The 18,964-nt window shown below is 58.8% G+C and carries 15 protein-coding genes; 10 read left to right on the plus strand and 5 right to left on the minus strand.

Features of this window, described 5'->3' with window-relative positions; genetic code table 11:
* Window positions 1–79: 79 nt before the first annotated feature.
* Window positions 80–400 (minus strand): co-chaperone GroES, encoded by a 321-nt coding sequence (groES, locus tag CA51_RS11325; protein ID WP_145120605.1) that lies wholly within the window; start codon window positions 398–400, stop codon window positions 80–82.
* A gap of 406 nt (window positions 401–806) precedes the next feature.
* Between groES and CA51_RS11330 the strand changes: the two genes are divergently transcribed.
* Window positions 807–1,715, plus strand: a complete 909-nt coding sequence (locus CA51_RS11330; RefSeq protein ID WP_145120607.1) for an alpha/beta hydrolase — start codon at window positions 807–809, stop codon at window positions 1,713–1,715.
* A 32-nt stretch (window positions 1,716–1,747) separates the two neighbouring features.
* Here the strand turns inward: CA51_RS11330 and CA51_RS11335 are convergent, their stop codons facing one another.
* On the minus strand, window positions 1,748–2,827 hold the full coding sequence (locus CA51_RS11335) for a DUF1559 domain-containing protein (protein ID WP_145120609.1): 1,080 nt from the start codon (window positions 2,825–2,827) through the stop codon (window positions 1,748–1,750).
* Between the two features lie 722 nt (window positions 2,828–3,549).
* Between CA51_RS11335 and CA51_RS11340 the strand changes: the two genes are divergently transcribed.
* Complete coding sequence (locus tag CA51_RS11340) at window positions 3,550–4,668, plus strand: hypothetical protein (RefSeq protein WP_145120611.1); 1,119 nt, start codon at window positions 3,550–3,552, stop codon at window positions 4,666–4,668.
* Window positions 4,669–4,714: 46 nt separating this feature from the next.
* On the plus strand, window positions 4,715–8,320 hold the full coding sequence (locus CA51_RS11345; RefSeq protein ID WP_145120613.1) for a cytochrome c biogenesis protein: 3,606 nt from the start codon (window positions 4,715–4,717) through the stop codon (window positions 8,318–8,320).
* A 250-nt stretch (window positions 8,321–8,570) separates the two neighbouring features.
* On the opposite strand, the gene CA51_RS11350 is transcribed toward CA51_RS11345, so the two are convergent.
* Entirely contained in the window at window positions 8,571–8,879 is a 309-nt protein-coding gene (locus CA51_RS11350) for a hypothetical protein (RefSeq protein ID WP_145120615.1), read from the minus strand.
* Between the two features lie 409 nt (window positions 8,880–9,288).
* On the opposite strand from CA51_RS11350, the gene CA51_RS26140 reads away from it, so the two are divergent.
* The 5 genes from CA51_RS26140 to CA51_RS11375 all read left to right on the plus strand — a co-directional run bounded on the left by CA51_RS26140 (window position 9,289) and on the right by CA51_RS11375 (window position 16,168).
* Entirely contained in the window at window positions 9,289–11,247 is a 1,959-nt protein-coding gene (locus tag CA51_RS26140) for a DNA methyltransferase (RefSeq protein ID WP_145120617.1), read from the plus strand.
* A 195-nt stretch (window positions 11,248–11,442) separates the two neighbouring features.
* The gene (locus tag CA51_RS11360; RefSeq protein ID WP_145120619.1) at window positions 11,443–12,396 is read left to right on the plus strand and encodes a polysaccharide deacetylase family protein; all 954 of its coding nucleotides are present in this window, start codon (window positions 11,443–11,445) and stop codon (window positions 12,394–12,396) included.
* 112 nt (window positions 12,397–12,508) lie between these two features.
* Window positions 12,509–13,870, plus strand: coding sequence for a serine/threonine protein kinase (locus tag CA51_RS11365; protein ID WP_145120621.1), 1,362 nt, complete (start codon window positions 12,509–12,511; stop codon window positions 13,868–13,870).
* A gap of 150 nt (window positions 13,871–14,020) precedes the next feature.
* Window positions 14,021–14,785, plus strand: a complete 765-nt coding sequence (locus CA51_RS11370; RefSeq protein WP_145120623.1) for a PIG-L deacetylase family protein — start codon at window positions 14,021–14,023, stop codon at window positions 14,783–14,785.
* 810 nt (window positions 14,786–15,595) lie between these two features.
* Window positions 15,596–16,168 (plus strand): helix-turn-helix domain-containing protein, encoded by a 573-nt coding sequence (locus CA51_RS11375; RefSeq protein WP_145120627.1) that lies wholly within the window; start codon window positions 15,596–15,598, stop codon window positions 16,166–16,168.
* Window positions 16,169–16,276: 108 nt separating this feature from the next.
* Here the strand turns inward: CA51_RS11375 and CA51_RS11380 are convergent, their stop codons facing one another.
* Window positions 16,277–16,681, minus strand: coding sequence for a DUF5615 family PIN-like protein (locus CA51_RS11380; protein WP_145120630.1), 405 nt, complete (start codon window positions 16,679–16,681; stop codon window positions 16,277–16,279).
* On the minus strand, window positions 16,678–16,908 hold the full coding sequence (locus CA51_RS11385) for a DUF433 domain-containing protein (RefSeq protein WP_145120632.1): 231 nt from the start codon (window positions 16,906–16,908) through the stop codon (window positions 16,678–16,680). The genes CA51_RS11380 and CA51_RS11385 overlap by 4 nt, the downstream gene beginning before the upstream one ends.
* Window positions 16,909–17,642: 734 nt before the next feature.
* Here CA51_RS11385 and thiS point away from each other — a divergent pair.
* Window positions 17,643–17,846 (plus strand): sulfur carrier protein ThiS, encoded by a 204-nt coding sequence (gene thiS / locus CA51_RS11390; RefSeq protein ID WP_145120634.1) that lies wholly within the window; start codon window positions 17,643–17,645, stop codon window positions 17,844–17,846.
* 73 nt (window positions 17,847–17,919) lie between these two features.
* On the plus strand, window positions 17,920–18,774 hold the full coding sequence (locus tag CA51_RS11395) for a thiazole synthase (RefSeq protein ID WP_145120636.1): 855 nt from the start codon (window positions 17,920–17,922) through the stop codon (window positions 18,772–18,774).
* Window positions 18,775–18,964: the final 190 nt, after the last annotated feature.

The following is an 18,964-nucleotide window of genomic DNA, read 5'->3' on the forward strand; positions in this document are numbered from 1 at the left end:
GGATCTGCGTGGTCCGCAATGCCATTAACTGTGTCGACGGCTTGCCGGTTGCATCCGTCCCTCGCTGCGACGCGGCAGACTAGCCTTCGATGACGGCCAAAATGTCGTCTTCACGCATCAACAGGTATTCTTGGTCTTGAGTTTCGACGGTCTCGCCAGCGTAGCTGCTGAAGATCACGCGATCGCCAACTGCCACTTGAGACGCTGCTCGCGTGCCATCGTCCAACAGCTTGCCGTCGCCCAAAGCGACAACAGTTCCGCGGGCGGGCTTCTCTTGTGCCGAACCCGGCAACACGATTCCACCAGCGGTGGTCTCTTCGGATTCTTCACGTTGCACGACCAAACGATCGCCGAGCGGTTGCAGTCCAATCTTTGTCTTCGATTTTGTTGCTGCTGCCATTTCCGTCACACCTCCAGAACGGTTGAGTCAAATTTCATTATCAGTCAATGGCGCGGTCCAATCTCCCCGACGGTGCGGGGTCAGACTAGACCGGTACCAGTTGGCACTCAAAATGCGTTTGCTGCCACCATAAGCAATCGCTGTGCCAAACGCCTTTTCCGGCCGCCGGAAACCGAGCGAAGCCGAAAAAGCCCGTGTTTCGCGGGACAAGTCGAGCGACGCAAGTTTTTGTGCGATCGATCCGACACGCTTTGATGGCGGTTGCTGTCAACTTGGCAGCGTGACACAGGAGACGTTTCTTTGCGTTGCGACATGCGCGTCGCCAGTTGCTGACCAGCCGGCACCGCTGCGGCAACATCGGTCCCGCGGTGTTGCGGCCGTCTCGGCGGCTGCGTAGGCTGATCTGATGAACATTCATCAACTGACATCTGCCGTGCTTCTTGGCGTTCTGGCAATTGGCGCGGTCGCCGCGGCGGAGGATTCCCAGGATCGCGAGCCGGCGGAGTATTCGGTCCGCTTCGATCTGGCATATAAGACCGAGGGCGATCAGTCGCTGTTGGCCGACGTCTACCAGCCGGCGGGCGTCGTCGACAGCTGTCCCATCGTTTTGGTGGTTCACGGCGGGGCTTGGATGAGTGGCGACAAAGCGTTGCCGGCAACCTACGCGCGAATGTTCGCCCAGCACGGGATCGCGGCGGTTTCGATCAATTATCGCCTGGCACCAGCTCATAAGTTCCCCGCTCAATTGGACGACGTCCGCGCCGCGTTGGCGTGGGTTCACGATCACGCGGAGGAGAATCGCTGGGATTTGAAGCGGCTTGGCTTGTTCGGCTACAGTGCCGGTGCCCACCTCAGCTGCATGATCGCGATGCTGGACGACGAACCGGCGGAGACCGTTGCCAAAACGACGCAGTTGTCGGCTGACGATTTGTGCTGGGGCAAGCTGCCTCGCCCGCTGGCTGTCGTCGCCGGCGGGACCCCAGCCGATTTCCGCGATCTGCCGCTGGACAATTCGCTGTTGGCCTACTTCTTCGGCGGCACGCGACGCGAACGTCCCGAGGCTTATGAATTTGGGTCGCCCGCGGTTTTGGTGAGCGGCGGCGATCCGCCGACGCTCTTTTATCATGGCACCCGCGACCTGTTGGTTCCGATCGCCGGTGCCGAATCGCTTTTCCAACGCCAACAGAAATTGAAGATCGACAGCGAGTTTGTCCGCGTCGAGGGGCTGGGGCATCTGTTGTCGTTCATGGACGCCGGGGCCCGGGCGAATGTGCTGAGATTTATGAAATCCCACCTGTCGCCCGCGGCCGATTGACGCTGTCGTTGCCCGCGGTTGGGCCAGGTCGCTTATTGGCTGGAGACCGTTTGGATCTCGCCACCGCCGCGAGTCCAGCTGGCGTGCCATGCATTGAGATCGATCGTGTCGCTGACGTTGCGGACGCTTCCGTCGACCAGGCAAACGACGGCGACACCAGGGTGGTAGCTGCGAGCCGCTGTCATCTTCGACGAACCGACCACCATGTCGGGGACCTCGCTGTTGGGCGTCAGGCTGCCGTTCATGACGGGGCCGCTGGGAACACTGCCCCGCAGCCAGTAGTGGTTTCGATCTCCACGCCACGACGTGATGCTCCCTTGCACTCCGCTGAGTCCGCTCGAATTGGCGAGATTCACGGTCGCGACGTCGACTGTCGACGTGTTGGCGCGGTATTGGCGGACGTCTTGGATCGGCGTTGGCGAAGCGATGTCGGTGCCGACTCCGATCGTCGTCTCGGCAAACGCGATCGTGTTGCTGGTCCCATCGATTACGTCGCGGAATTTGATCTTCGATCCGATCCAGCACAATCCGTTCGATGGCGTGCCGTTGCCCGGATGGAACGCGCCGTCCATCCCGCTCCCTTGGTTCATCGCATAACTGGTTCCCGCGACGTCGATCACCGTCCCCGAGGGTAGAGTCATCGAGTGCAGGTCGGCTCCGACATCGCTGGGACATTCAAACGTGGGGACGCGCGTCGCCGCTGCGGTTCGCAATTCCAGGGGGAGATCTGCGATCGCCGGATGGCCCATGTAGATGTTGAAATCGATAAGGTTCTGCAGGTTCTCTTGTTCCACGTAAGCCAGCAGCTTGGCAAACGGCGAGAAGTCGGCGGGATAGCCACCGGTATAGGACCAGCCGTTGTTCGGGAAGGCTTCGTTATAGGTCGACGCGTAGTTGTGCAACGCCAAGCCGAGCTGCTTCATATTGTTGCCGCACTGCATCCGCCGAGCGGCTTCGCGGGCCGCTTGCACGGCTGGCAGCAACAAGCCGACTAGGATGCCGATGATCGCGATCACGACAAGCAGTTCGACCAAGGTAAAGCCAGCGGTTTTCCGCTGCTTGGCGGTGGAGAGTGTTTTGAAACGATCGTTAAAGAGGAAGCTAGTCGCCATCACAGAGGATCCTTGCAGGGATTGCTAAACGGGTAGATCGCCACCGGCTGTGAATCAACCGTGGCGAAAGAATCCGAGCGTGGCTGGCTGAGGACCGTCGTTTCCTTGGCTTGCTGCGTCGTCGCTATTCATGCTGATATTACGAATCAGTCTCAATTAGAATATTCTGTGCTGCCCAAAATGCACAAGAGGTCAACACTGCTGCGCCGCCAGATTTATGGTGCGGCTGGGGCGACTGGCGGCTGAATGCTGGCGGTGCCGCGACACTTTGACCCCGGTGCGGCGGCGGCGTTTACCCTTACCAATCTAGCGGAGCTCTGATAGATTGCGGTATCAACCCGGGCGACGCGGCTGGAATCAGGTCGCCGAGTCCCGATTTGACAGCTATACTTCAATTTGACGCACATATGGCAATTTCGAGTCCTTAACGGATCGACTGCTGCCTTTTAAGTGCCCCTATGGTTATGATCGTGTTTAGTTGAAGATGCACGGAAGCAATCGCCCCACCCGCCAATCCAAGGCTTGCCGCAGATGGATCTCGCATCCTCCAGGCAGCCTGCCGACAGGATGTCGCCGATTGCGAGCCACCCTCCCCACCTCCGGTTGCACCGAACCTTCCAATCTAATATTCGCGAGGCGTTGCAATCTCTCGCGATGCTAACTTTGGTAATCCCTTGATCCCAAAATTGAATCACCTGCCCCGCTGCTTGGGGCGGCCAGAAATGTCACAATTTGCTTCGGCCGAAGCGAGCCCGCGATCGCCGTTTGCGTTGCGTTGTGCGGCGAGAACGTTTGGCCTTGTCATATTGACTCTGTTGGTTGCCGGTTGCGGCCGCAGCGATCAGATCACCAGCTACACCATTCCTACCACGGTTCCCGAATCGTTGGTCCAGCAGGATCGGATGTTGGGCGGAATTGTGCCCGGGACCGAAAAGGTGTGGTTCTACAAATTGGTCTCCGACGTCGATTCGGTCAGCGCGATCGAAGCTCCTTTTAAAGAGTGGGTCCAGCAGCTGAAGTACGAAGACGGCACGCCGCAGTTGGACGTTCCCGAGGATTGGAAACGGATCGCACCTGGGATGATGCAACACGCCAAGTTCCAGATCCCCGCCGGGGAACGGATGATCGAGATGAGCGTGGCTGAACTCGGGCGAAACGGTGACTGGGACGAACAGGTTCTGGCGAACGTCAATCGCTGGCGCGGCCAGATGGCGTTGCCTCCAGAGACTGAAAAGTACGCCGGCGGCGAAGCGTTGCAGTTGGACGATCCACCTTCGGATGCTCAAGCGATCTGGGTCAGCATCGACGGCGTCTTTAAGTCGGGTCCTTCGATGGGAGGCCGTCCGCCGATGGCGGGTGCTGGCGGGATGGCTCCCCCAGCGTCAGCTCCGGTTGCCGCGGCGACACCGCCGGCCGCAGCGAAATACGAATATGAACTTCCCGAAGGCTGGACCGTAGGAAGCGCTGGCGGGATGCGCTTAGCTGCCTTTAACGTCGAGACCGACGAGGGCGCGGCCGAGGTCACGATGATCGAAGCCGGCGGCGACGTCGAGGCGAACATCGGGATGTGGGTGAGCCAAGTCAATGCGGAGAGCAAGCCGGACGATGCCGCGGCAGTGCTCGAAGCTGGCGAAGAGGTCACCGTGATGGGAATCACCGGCACCCGCTTCCGTCTGTACGGCGAAGAGGGCGGGGAGAAAGCTATCGATGTGACGATGGTCCCGCTGGAAGGCGGATCGAGCTTGTTCATCAAGATGACCGGCGCCCCGGCGGCGGTGAAAGCGGCCGATAAGCCGCTGACGGAGTTCCTGCATACAATTAAACCATCGGCCAACGGCTAATAAAGCCAGCCTTCCGCCGACAGCAATTCAATACAAGGGTCCTCCCATGGCAACCGCAACTGCAGATCGCAACCGCGATACGGGACTGGAAATCAACGCATCGGTGATGTCGGTGCTCACGTTTTTAGGTTCGCTGAAGTGGACCGTGGCGTTGTTTGCACTTTCGATCGTGATCATCTTGGCCGGCACGCTGGCTCAAGATGAAATGAACATGCAGCAAGTCAAAGACGCCTACTTCACCAGCTGGGTGAGCCGCGTTTACATCGACGATTTTGTCCCCCAGCCGTTCTACTTTCACGAACATCGTATCGGGGCCAATTCGTTGATGCCCGACGGTGCCTGGTTCCCCTTCCCCGGCGGCAAACTTATCGGGTTTGCACTGCTGATCAACTTGATCGCTGCCAAGATCACGCGGTTCCATATCCGTGCGACAGGTACGCGGTTGGTCGCCGGAATCGCTGTCTGTGCCGTCGGCGTGGGCGTCCTGTTAGCGATCGTGTTTGGTGCTTCCAACGCCGAAGGATTGCAGGGGCAACCGCCTTCGTACCCGATGGTTTGGTATGGGCTGTGCGCGATGGTCTTCCTGTCGCTGGCCGGATCGGTCGCCGGGATCGTCTCTGCGCCGCGCCGCGGTTGGAAATACGCGTTTGGAGTTCTGGCGATCCTGTTTGGTGCCGGAGCGATCGCGATCCTGCTGGGGTTCACGATCGGCGAACCGGGGCTGCGGATCGTTTGGCAGATGGCTAAGGGCCTTGGCGTAGCCAGCATCCTGTTGGTGGGATGCCTGTTGCTGTTTGGTCAGCAAGGTGGCAATCTGTTGCTGCACTTCGGCGTCGCGCTGTTGATGATCGGCCAGTTTGCCTTTGGCGATCGCCAATTGGAACAACGATTGATTCTCTCGCAACGCGAATCGTCTAACACTTTGATTAACATGGACCAAGTCGAGCTTGCGTTCATGGATAAATCGAAAGAAGGGGAGACGCAGGTGATTGCGATTCCCGATTCGATGCTGGCTTCGTACGAAGGAAGCGATTCGCGAATCAGCGATCCGCGTCTGCCGTTCGAGATCGAAGTCGTCGATTACATGCCCAATTCGCAAGTTACCGACGAGGGAGAGAATCCCGCCGACACGGGACTTGGTCTACGACTGGCTGTCAAAGAGGCAGCTCCGGTGGGCGGTGCCAGCGAAGGGACCAACATTGTATCGGCGTACGTCCGGTTTTATGCCAAGGGGCAGACCGAACCGCTGGGGACGTTCTTGGTGTCGCAATACCTGAACGATGCGGAAAAGCTGTTCAGCGGCGGTTCCTTCACCGACAGCTTTGATATCCTCGAAGCGAACGATAAAGAGTATGGCGTCGGTTTGCGTTACGCTCGTGTTCCCAAACCGTATTGGATCCAATTGTCAGAGGTTCGCCGCGTGAATTACAGCGGCACCGAGACGCCTCGCGATTACAGTTCCTTCATCCGAATCGTCGACCCCGAAACGGGCGAGGATCGCCAAGAGCGGATTTGGATGAACAACCCGCTGCGTTATCGTGGCGAGACGTTTTATCAATCGCAGTATTTGGAATCGCCCGGCGGATCCAAAGCGACAGTTTTGCAAGTCGTCCGCAACGAGGGCTGGTTGATTCCGTACGTCGCCTGCGGCATCGTCGGCTTGGGAATGATGGTCCACTTCATCGGAACCCTCGACCGATTTGTCGGTCGCCGCGAACGCGAAGAAAAAAAGAAACCGGCCCCCGAAAAGTCGGGCAGCCGCTGGCCGATCGTTGCCACGGTGGCGATCGTCGCGTTCTATCAGATCAGCATGTTGGTTCCACCGACAGTTTGGCAGAGCATGTCCAGTCGCGATTCGCAGGCTCGCGAGATGGACATGTACCAAGCCGGCGCGATCCCGATCATGTCGGGTGGCCGCGTGTTGCCGTTGGATCAATTTGCTCGCGACGCGATGAAACTGGTCAGCAACAAAGATTCGCTGCCCACGGCGAAGGCTCCGCAAGCGTTGGTCGATCGCGTCGGCAAGAAGCTGTCGGCGATGGAGTGGTTCTTCGAAGCGATTGGAGACCGCGACGAGATCCTCGATTTCCCAATGATCCGGATCGACGCGACCGAGGTGCTTAGCGAAGTTGGTTTGTCCGAACGAACCGATAAACGCTACAGCTTCCGCGAACTGCAACCTTCGTTTGGCAAGATCGAAACGATCGCCAAGGCGACCCGCGACAAGGAACCTCAATCGCTCAGCTTCAAAGAAAACGCGATCATGCAATTGTATCGCCGCTTGAATCATTTCCTGATGGTCAAGCAGGTCTTCCGCGAACCGTTGCGAGTCGACGACTTGAGCGAGAAGGAGATCCCCGAAGGGATGTCGTTGCGAGATCTTCGCGAAGCGGTGTTGCGAGTCAACACGATGCAGGTTCGCGAAGTGTTACAAGTCGGCGGACCGGCGATCTTCCCACCGCAAGAAAACGCGGACAGCGAAATCGAAGGAACCCAGCCCGAGTGGAAGATGTACGCTCCGGCAGCGTTGGAAGCCTACGCAGCCGAACTGGACGATGCCGATGCGGGGATTCCTGGGCTGGCAGGTTTCGACGCGATGCGAACCGCATACGAACAAGACGATCCGCAAGCGTTTAACGCGGGGCTGGAAACGATGTTGGCTTCGGTCGACGCTGCCAAACCTAGCAACATGCAGCCCTGGCGAGTCCGTTTGGAACGCTGGTTGGTCGGCACGCATTCGAGCGTCGCCGCATTCACCGTCTACGTGCTAGCGCTGCTGATCTCGCTGTATTGTTTGATGATCAAATCGCCGCGAGCGCAGCGGACTGCCTTCTATCTGATCGGTTGTTCGTTGGTCCTGCACACCGTGATCCTCGTCGTTCGGATGATGATTACCGGTCGCGCTCCAGTGATCAATCTCTATTCGTCGGCGGTCTTCATCTCGTGGGCCGGTGTGCTGTTTGGAATGGGATTGGAACGGATCTACCGGCATGGCATCGGCAACGTCGTCGCTGCAATGTGTGGCGTGTTTGGGTTGTTGGTCGCGTACAGCTTAAATTCCGGCGATACGATGCCGGTGTTGCAAGCTGTCTTGGACACCCAGTTCTGGTTGTCGACGCACGTCGTCACGATCACACTCGGTTATACCGCCACCTTCTTGGCGGGCATCCTTGGAATCTTGTATCTGTGCTTCTCAAAACGCATCAGCCCCAAGCTGTTTGCTTATCGCCGCGATATCTACCGGATGATCTACGGCGTCTGCTGCTTTGGAATTCTGTTCAGCTTCATCGGCACCGTGTTGGGCGGCTTGTGGGCCGACGACAGTTGGGGCCGCTTCTGGGGCTGGGATCCGAAAGAGAACGGCGCTCTGCTGATCGTGATCTGGTGCGCTCTGATGTTGCACGCCCGTTGGGACGGCATGGTCGGCGAGCGAGGCTTTGCCACGTTGGCTGTCGGTGGGAATATCATCACCGCGTGGAGCTGGTTCGGAACGAATCAACTCGGTTTCGGCCTGCACTCTTACGGCGGACAGGACAGCGTCAAAATGGCGCTTGTCGCGTTTGTCGCCAGCCAGTTGCTGATCATTGGGCTTGGCGTCGGCGGATCGATGATGAAGTCGAAGAAACCGGCTGACAGTTCGTCGGCAACTTAAGCGAGAGCGATCGGCCCCGCCGACGGAATCGCTGATGGTTCAAAAAAAAGAGACCGCCGAGTTCAACTCGGCGGTCTCTTTTCGCTCGACGACGGCATATTGTTATGGGAGGGTGGTATGCCGTCGGAGTCCTTTGTACGTCGTCGTGGGAGAACGATGCTGGGTTAGCACGGTGGAAGTTCCAAGCCGCGTCGACGTACAAACATGATGCGATCAAATGGGGGCAGAAGCAGGTCGTCGCGTGGTTTAACTATTCAGCTGCGGTGGGGGCGGCGGTTCGCAGGCGAGTGCGACGCTTCTTCTTTTCCGCGCCCCATTCTTTGGTCAGCGATTCAAAGACTTCGGGCGATTCGTAACGGACGACGTTTTTGCCCTCGGGGATGGGGCCGACCAAGCCGCGGAAAACGGGCATGCCGCGGAGTCCCAGATCGGTGCTGCAATCATCGATCCCGATTTGCGAATGCATGTGCAAAATGGGATCGGCGTTGGGAAAGTCGCGGATTTGTAAATTGCCATCGCTGGCTCGCGTTACGATTCGAAATGTGTCTTTGTGCGCCATGACGCCTCCTTAGCGGTTTCGCTGGGATGGAAGGAAGGGGTGACGACCGGCGACGCGTTTGGGAAGGTGCTAATAAAACGCGATTTCAACCGTCACTTTTTATTTATCGGTCGACGCTAGCAAATACAATGACTCGATTGCTCGGCGGCGGTATTGCAGGCAAAACCGGACTGGCATGTCGAGAGCCGCGATACCGGAACCTCCCCGTCGGAGGGGGGGCGGCGTCGAGGCGACGGCAGCGTCGACGTGCGGGTGACCGCGCTGTTGATGCCCGCAAGCGATCCGCTAGGATTACCAAAGTGCTGCGGAACCGAGCGTTTTCGGCTGGCGATTCGCACATCGCCGACGCCCGCTCAAAAACTGAAATGAACAACGTACATACTGAAATCGTGCAAAACAGGGAGGCTCTGTGGCACTGGAATTAAACCGATTGCATCAAGGCGATTGCGTCGAGAAGCTGGCGGAGATCGAAGCGGGGACGATCGACCTCTGCTTCGCCGACCCGCCGTTTAACATCGGATACAAATACGACGTCTATGACGATCGCCAGGACGATGGCGATTATCTCGATTGGTGCCAGCAATGGATGGCGGGAGTCCACCGTGCGCTGCGCCCCGACGGGACGTTCTGGCTGGCGATCGGCGATGAATACGCGGCGGAGCTGAAGGTCCGCGCGACTCGCGAGCTTGGATTTGTCTGCCGCAGCTGGGTGATCTGGTACTACACCTTCGGCGTGAACTGCAAATATGGCTTCAGCCGCTCGCACACGCATCTGTTTCACTTCGTCAAAGATCCCGAAGCGTTTACGTTTAATTCGGACGATCCGGCGATCCGCGTCCCCTCGGCTCGCCAGTTGGTCTATGGCGATGGCCGCGCCAATCCGAAAGGCCGCCTGCCCGATAACACTTGGGTGCTGAGGCCTCAGGATCTGCCCGAGGGATTCCAGAGCGATGGCGATACGTGGTACTTCCCCCGAGTCGCGGGAACCTTCAAGGAGCGCCAAGGCTTCCACGGCTGCCAGATGCCCGAACAGCTGATGGGGCGGATCGTCCGCGCCTGTTCCAATCCTGGCGATACGGTTCTCGATCCCTTTGCCGGCAGCGGGACCACGCTGGTGGTCGCGAAGAAGCTTGGGCGGCAATGGCTGGGATCGGAATTGTCTCCCGAATATGCAGCCCGCATCGAACAACGACTGGACGAAACCGAAGTTGGCGCTCCGTTGAGTGGAGCGGAGAACCCGCTGACCAGCGTTCCCAACACCGCCAACGGCAAACGGCAGCGTGGCATCACCGCCGCCGCGCAGTCGCGCAACGGCAAAGCTGCTGTAAAACCGAAGGCAACAAAGAAGAAGCCCGCAAAAGCGAAGCCAGCGAAAAAGAAGCCGTCGAAAAAGAAGGCTGCTCAGCAGACGCCAGCGAAGAAGAAAGCCGCGGCGCCGAAGAAGGGCACGGCGAAACTGGCGAAAGCGGAATCGCCCTCGAAGAAGCGTCCCGCCAAGAAGACGTCGGCAGTGAAGAAGTCCACTGCAAAGAAGACTGCAGTGAAGAAGACTGCAGTACCGAAGGCCGCGGTGAAGAAGGCCGCAGCGACGAAGACTGTGGTCAAGAAAGCGGTTGCGGCCAAGGTCTCGCCGGAGGCGAAGCCGGCGACGGCGGCCGAGGCGAAGACGAAAAAGGGAGCTGTCAAAAAGAAGGCGATCGCCAAAGCGACGCCCAAGAAGGTAGCCGCTGTTTCGACGCAGTCCGAACCGCCGGCGACTAAGAAGGGGGCAAAAAAGAAAGCCTCGGCGCGGCAGACTACTGCCGCCAAAGCGACGCCGAAGAAGAAGGTTGCGAAGAAGCGGCCGGAAGCAAAATCGACGCCAAAGAAATCTGTGAAGAAGAAGGTGGAGACGAAACAGGTCGCTGCGGCGACGAAGAAATCGAAGCCGAAGAAAGCTGCCAAGTCGACAGCTGCGAAGCAGGTTGCCGCGAAGAAGGTCGTGGTGAAAAAGGTCGCGGTGAAGAAGCGAGTCGCGAAGAAGGCGTCGGCCGCGACGCAGACCGCGGAGGCTCCGCAACCGTCAAGCGAGAGCCGACCGGTCGAGACGACAGCCGCTGCGAAGAAGGCTGCGCCCAAGAAGCGAGCTGTCAAAAAGTCGACGGCGACAAAGAAGGCGTCAAAGCCGGTGGCAGTAAAACAGACGCCAGCGGAAGTCGCGCCGACCAAAAAGCGATCGTCGAAGCGAGCTCAAAAGAAGGCTGCCGGCAAACCGCCGGAAACCGCAACGACGGACGAGTTGAAGCCGCTGGAAACTACGCCGTCGTCAGAAGACACGCCCCAACCCGAGCCCGCTCCCGTCAAGATTCGCCAACCCGAACTCTTCTAGCATCGGGACTGTCGAGGCTGTTCCTCAGGCAGCAATATCGGATGATGTGGGACGCGGAAAATCGTTCCCCAACAACTTCACCCTCCCGGCGGCAGCCCCGGGAGGGCGGTGCTGGCGATTGTGATTATGCTAGGTCTGTTGGTTGGCGAGTCGCCGGCTGATGAACGCTTTCATTTCCCTGTTGCCATTCCGCCGATGTCGCCTCCGATCGCTGACCTTTCGTTAGACCTCGACAATCTGTGGGCCTACCTGCGGACTCATGGCGACGCCCAATGGGAGACGTTTCCATCGTATCTGCCGACCGTTGTGCCTCACTTTCTGGAGATCTTCGACCGGCTGAATCTCCGAGCTACGGTCTTCGTGGTCGGGCAAGACGCTGCGTTAGAAAAGAACCATGGCCCGCTGCGACAGATCGTCGACGCGGGACATGAGATCGGCAACCATTCGTTCAACCACGAACCGTGGCTGCAACGCTACTCTCGCGAACAATTGGTCGACGAGTTCGAGCAGACCGAAGCTGCGCTGGCGAAGCTCACGGACCAGGCGATCGTCGGCTTCCGCGGGCCGGGCTTCAGCCTGTCGGCCGATGTGCTGCAGTTGCTGTGCGAGCGCGGCTATCAATTCGACGGCTCCACCTTTCCGACCTTCCTGGGCCCGATGGCGCGGGCCTACTATTTAATGACATCCTCTTTCTCGTCGGCAGAGAAGGAGGACCGGTCGGAAATGTTCGGCTCGCTGCGCGATGGTCTGCGTCCGCTGAAACCCTACTGGTGGACAACGCCCAGCGGTCGCGTGCTGGAGCTGCCCGTCTCGACGATCCCGATCGTGCGAGCTCCGTTTCACTTCAGCTACCTCTGCTTCTTGGCTCAGGTCTCTCCGCGATTGGCGGAACTCTATTTCCGAATCGCCCTAGCGATCTGTCGGCTAACACGGACCAGCCCGTCGCTGTTGTTACATCCGCTGGACTTCTTGGGGGGCGATGAGGTGCCGCAGATGAGCTTCTTTCCGGGAATGAAACTCACAGGGGACGTGAAGCGTGCGTTTAGCGAGCGGATGTTGGCGATCTACGCTAAGCAATTTGAAGTACTGCCAATGGGGGAACATGCCGTGCGAATCGGTACAAAGGTTACGAACTCGCGAACGTTCTGAGTTTGGATGGCGTGGGGGAAGCATTCGCGTAGCTCTTTGCGTGGCGCACGATGGGGATCGGTTACAATGAATCTCTGCAAAATGCCCCATTGCAACGTCTTATCGAATCCGAATGTCCCATAAAACGCATCTCTCCGACGCCAAGACTGCATTCCAAGCCTCGGCGCTTACCAGCGAATTGATCACTCCGGCCCAGCTGGCCGAAGCTGTCGCCGCCCTCCGTGCCGGTGGGCAGAAGGTCGACGACAAACTATTAGCCGCGGCGCTGGTCCGCGATGGTTTGCTGACCGGTTATCAAGCCGAGCAGTTGAAGGCGGGAAGGACGAAGCTGAACCTTGGCCCCTACATCATCACCGACTTCATCGGCCAGGGAGGGATGGGGCAGGTATTCAAAGGTGTGCATAAGGTGATGGGGCGAGAGTGCGCTGTCAAAGTGCTGCCGCTGCAGAAGGTGACCGATGAGACGCGGAACAACTTTCTGCACGAGATCCGGATGCAAGCGGGACTCGATTGCCAGTATCTGGTCCGCGCGTTTGATGCCGGCAAAGATGGCCAGATCCATTACCTGGTCACCGAATACGTGCCGGGGACCGACCTGCGTCGGCATATCAAGAAGAATGGTGCGTTGCCGGTTTCCGAAGCCGCACTCTACATCCATCAAGCTGCGTTGGGACTCGATTACGCCCACCAACAGGGACTGGTCCATCGCGACGTGAAGCCGGGGAACATCTTGGTGACGCCGCGCGGCCGGGCGAAGGTTTCCGACGTGGGGCTGGCGGCGTGGAGCACGGCGATGTCGAGCGACCCGCGAGCGGGGAAGATCGTCGGCACCGCGGATTATCTGTCTCCCGAGCAGATCCTGACGCCCGACAACATCGGCCCGGCGAGCGATATCTACGGGCTGGGCTGCACGCTTTATTACTGTATCTGCGGCAAGGTCCCCTATCCCGGTGGCAACACGGCGTCGAAGTGCCGGCGGCATTGCGAGGATCTGCCGATGCACCCGCGGAAGTTCGCCGAGGACATCCCGGAGGAATTTGTCGACATCATCGCCGACATGATGGAAAAAGATCCCAACGATCGGATCGCTTCGGCTGCGGAAGTTGCCGCGCGGCTGGAACCTTGGCTGGAGGATGTGCAGGCCTTGGGAGACCGCCCGATCACCCGCGGCCCATGGTTGGAACCGCCGCCGCCCGGCGTCGATCCCTACAGTGGCACAGGGATCGCGGGACAGGGTTCGGGGCAGATTTCCGCCTCCGGCGACGCTAACGATTCAACGGCAGCCAGTGTTGGCGACACGATGAACAGCGCCAGCGGGATCGTCCCGCCGCCACCGATGCCGGGATACGAGATCGCGATCTCGAGCAAGCCGAACACCGGGATGCAAGTAGCGATTGCGCTTGCGATTGCGATCCCGTTTAGTTTGATGATCGGTGCGATCATCGGCTTTTACGTTCACGACAAATTGCAATAATAGAGACTCCGCCCGCCTGAACCGCCACAACTGGCGAGTTCGTGCTTATGATTCGTAGCTGTTGGCCAGACCGCGCTGGCGGCCCTCGCCAAACCTGCAGAATCAAAAACCTTCCTTCCCATCCAATACCTACTCAACGGAGTCTCACCCATGCCATCGGTTCTTGCCATCGCCGCCCATCCAGACGACATCGAATTTGTGATGGCCGGGACGATGTTACAGCTAGCCCGCCGCGGCTGGGATCTGCATTACATGAACGTCTGCGACGGCAGCCGCGGATCGACGCGGTTGAGCGAGACCGAGTGCGCTGCGACTCGCTTGGGTGAAGCTCAACAGGCGGCCAAGGTTTTGGGAGCGACATTTTACGGTCCGGTCGCTCGCGACATGGAAGTGCTGTACCTGCCCGAATATTACAGCAAGATCGCCGCGGTCGTTCGGCGGTCCAAGGCGAGCATCGTGCTGACGCATTCGCCGGTCGACTACATGGAAGATCATGAAACCGTCTGCCGAATGGCGGTTACCGCGGCGTTCATGCACGCCATGCCCAACTTCGTCACCGATCCGCCAGAAGCGACTTACGACGAACCCGTCACGGTTTATCACGCCCAGCCGCACGGCAACAAAACGCCGATGGGCGAACCGGTCGTGCCTCACTTCTACGTCGACACCACCGACGTGATCGACCAGAAGTTCGAAGCGCTTGGGTGCCACGAGAGCCAGCGGGCTTGGTTGGATTCGAGCCAGAAGATGGACTCGTACACCGAGACGATGCGGACGATCGGCCGCGAGGTGGGACGCATGTCGGGCAAGTTCGAATACGCCGAGGGTTGGCGTCGTCGCGAGCACTGGGGCTTCTGCGGTCCCGACGACGATCCGCTGCGAGCGGCATTGGGCGACGTAAGCGTCGACGGCTAAGCGGGCTAGTCGGCGGGGCACCGCTGGCTGTTCGCTAGCGGATTTGCTGGTAGAAGCCTGGGCAACTCTACCGGCTGGGCGAAATGTTGGGGAAGATCCCGGCGTGTCGATTCCGTCAATCGTCCTCCGGCTAAAAATTTTTTTCCCGTTAAATACAACGTCAATTTCATTCAAGCCCAATTTTGGGACATCGGATTCCCTGTGATTCCCTGTGTTTACGGAGGCTACCGCCAAGCGGTGGGCTCCGTTTTTTCTGCGCCTGACGAACGCAACGAGTGTTCCCAATCAAACGCCCTAAAGAATTAGGCCCGTTTATCACGAAACTTACTCTCGGATGGTCTGCTTCGAAACATCTCACAGTGCCAACTGGACCTGTGAGGGAGATCGAAACGGATCGTCCCGTTGGGGGGATTACTGGCCGAGGTCTATTCGTAGATCTCAAAGCGAACGATGCGAGGACTTAACCGGTTCTGGAAGCAGCGGTCGTTCAGCATCTCTTCAGCGCGTTTCACGCCCAAGCTTAGTGGAGTTCGATCGGCGGCGGGATCCTTTGGATTCAGCAATCGATCGGCGTCTTGGATCGCGTTTGCTCACCACGCCAGGTGGGCCAAGCGTCGGTTGTTTGACCCACATCCGCAACCGGCAGGTCTGACCCAGATGGATACAGCTTGCGAGGTCTCCCCACGGACCGAGCCAACGTACCGACTTCCGTTGACAGAGTTGTAGACGACTAAAGGACCAACATACATCGGCGTCTTACCGCGAGCCGTCGATCACGGATGACTATCGAGGCGTTATGGAGAACCTGGAATGAAGGTTTTCACTACAGGACAGGTCGCAAAGATCTGTAAAGTCGCACCGCGAACCGTTTCCAAATGGTTTGATTCGGGGCGTTTAAAAGGATATCGCATCCCAGGCAGTCAGGATCGCCGGATTCCGCGCGAATACCTGATCAAGTTCCTCAAGGAACATGGTATGCCCCTGGGCGATCTTGAAGACGAGGCTATGGCCAAATGTCTGATCGTCGCACAGGACCAAGTATTAATTGAGAACCTCAAACGCGAATTGCCACCAGAGAAGTCGTTTAAGGTAGCTGTTGCTGCCAGCGGATTCGAGGCCGGTATTCAAGCTGAGAGTTTTAGTCCCGACTGTATCATCGTCGATTTCTCGATCGGCAAGGTAGAGGCGGTGCAGATTTGCCAAAATCTGCGACGAAATATGGAGTTCGCTGAAGTGATCCTGATCGCATTGCTGCCCGACGACGGGCAACCAATGAGCTTCGATCGTTCGGCGATCAATGAGACATTCAAGAAGCCGTTTGATGCCCGTCTGTTGGCAGAACGCCTTCAAACTTTGGTCGGAACGAAGAAAGAGCTCGTGTAGCTCCGGATCGCGGTCTGTCCAAACAGAGTGCCTCGGATAAAGAGCGTTGCGTGGAATACACGCAACGCTTTTTTCGTGCGCTGAACTAATCCGTTAGAGCGAGCGGGATCATTGGGGCCCCTCGCTTTCACGAGCCAACTCACGGACGCGAATCGTAACGTCCTCACCGGCGCAATGAGCCACAACGATGAATGGCGGCGTTACGTCGATTGCTTGACGTATCACGCTCTGTGCGAGCGCTATCGTTTTTGCCGGCTGCATGTGGCCCGGACGCAGGTACAGGATTCCGTAGACAGCTTGTCTGCGGCGAATAGCCAAAGCTCCAAAATCGGAGTCGTGCGTTACAACCACTCGCTTGTCTTCGACCGCCAGCTGCAGTAGTTCACCGTCCGGTTTTCCGCTCCAGCCTTCTTCGCGGACCGACTGCACGTCCATCTCCATCGCTCGCAGGGATTCGACCACCCGCGAATGCAGATTTTCGTCCGCCAACAGACGGCAGTCGTTTAGCTTCACGACGCGACTTTGGTCTGTATCACCAAGTTGTCGTGCAGAGCAGCGGCGGCATAGCGGAGCGCTTGCTGAACATCTTCGATCGACAGATGGTCGTATTCGGAAACGATTTCCTCCGGGCTCGCGCCGCTCGCGAGCCATTCGAGAATGATCTCGACGCTGATCCGCGTTCCTTTGACTGTCGGTTTGCCGCTCAGAATTTCCGGATCACAGACGATTCGATCGAACATACAGTAGTCTCCGGTTTGTGTTTTGTTGTTGATGTTCGCGGGGTTACCGTGCCCACCATCGGCCGCTGGTTGTAGCTGGTTGCGCCGATGGGGCCGACGTAGCAGCAATGCCAGCCCCGTTCAGCAACAGCTGCTTATCTAATAGTATAGCGATCAAAATGCTCGACTAGCAGTTGTTAGGAATCGAGGGCCAGGGCTATTCAGTGTTGGCGTTTCGAAAGACTTGTCCGGCACGCACTAGCCGCCGGTGCTCGGAAACAAACTTGACAAGCGGTACCTCCGCCATCGTTTAACCGCGTGCCCAACGGGCCGCGCTTCCCCGCCACCCAATGAGGACGCGCGGGGCGTTGCCGCCGCGGTTAAACGAAGATTGCGGGTGTCGGCTTGTCCGCCGTCGTTTAACCGCGTGCCCAGCGGGCCGCGCTTTTCCGCCGCCCAATGAGGACGCGCGGGGCGTTGCCGCCGCGGTTAAACGAAGGTTTGGGGCGATCGGTGTTTGCGACTGTCTTTTAACCGCGTGCCCATCGGGCCGCGCTTCCCCGTCACCCATCGAGGACGCGCGGGGCGTTGCCGCCGCGGTTAAACGAAGGGAGCGGGGAAGCGAAGCTCGTGGTGTGGTTGGTTTGGTTGCTGGGCTTATCGACGCGTGGTATGGCCCCGGGTACGATGGCGAGTGCCGGAATAATCAGCCCGTGGTTTGGGCTTGGAGGCGGCGTGGAGGAGATGAAAGACCTATGATCGAAGTTACCGTCAACGGCCAGGCTCAACAGATCGAAGGCCCGATGAGCGTCGCAGCGCTGTTGGAGATCGTCGAAATCCCCGGCCCCTATCTGGCCGTCGAACTCAACGAAGACGTGGTGCCGCGCGAACATCACGGTGACCAGCAAGTTGCGGCGGGAGACCGTATCGAAGTCGTCACGCTCGTCGGCGGGGGCTGAGCTTCCGGGCTAGCGCTTCGCTTCCGGGCAGGGCACATTTCAAAAACCGCCCGATCTCGATAGAATCGTGGCCATGTCAACAGCCATTCCTAGCAACGATTCCGCGACCGATCCTCCCTTGGTCGTCGGCAAACATATGCTCGCCAGCCGCTTGATCGTCGGGACGGGACGATACGATACGATGCCGCAGATGGCGGAATCGTTGGAAGCTTCGGGGGCCGATTGCGTCACCGTCGCGGTCCGCCGCGAACGGCTTTACGACCGAAACGGCCAGAACATCCTCGATTTCATCGATCCGGATCGCTACACGCTGCTCCCCAACACCGCCGGCTGCTACAACGCGACCGATGCGATTCGAGCGGCTCGACTGGGGCGCGAGATCCTCCGGAACCTGGGCAATGCCGGCGCCGACTGGGTCAAACTGGAAGTCCTCGGCGACAGCAAAACTCTGCTGCCCGATCCGGTCGAAACACTGAAAGCCTGCGAAGAACTGGTCAAAGAAGGCTTTAGCGTCCTCTGCTACACCAGCGACGATCCGATCATGGCGCGGCGGCTGAAACAAGTCGGTGCGGCCAGCGTAATGCCAGCGGGCAGCCCGATCGGCAGCGGCCAGGGGCTGCTGAACCCGAACAACCTGCGGATCATTCTGGAATACCTGAAGCTGGATGATCCCGATTACCCGGTGATCGTCGACGCGGGAGTCGGCACGGCAAGCGATGTCGCCGAGGCGTTTGAGCTGGGGGCCGATGGCGTTCTATTAAACACAGCGATCGCGCACGCGCGGGATCCGATTCGGATGTCCCGAGCGATGCGAGCCGCCGCCTCCGCCGGCCGCGACGCGTTTCTCGCCGGCCGGATTCCGAAGCGGCTGTACGCTCAAGCGAGCAGCCCAACCGAAGGCGTGATCAGCAGCCGCCCGTATCAATAGACCGGGCGGGCGTTCAGCGTTTGGGTTTGGCACTCTTGGTAACCCGACGCGTAAGCGAGACGCCGCGTGAATTGCTCCCTTGCGCTTCGGGTTACTATTTCCCGAGACGCTCAAGGTTAAAAAATGATTAGCTTTTAGCGTTGCGTCGCGGGGCGCAAACGTCGGTCGGCGGGGTGGTTATAATCGGCAC

The sequence above is a fragment of the Rosistilla oblonga genome (assembly GCF_007751715.1).
GTDB classification, from domain to species: Bacteria; Planctomycetota; Planctomycetia; order Pirellulales; family Pirellulaceae; genus Rosistilla; species Rosistilla oblonga.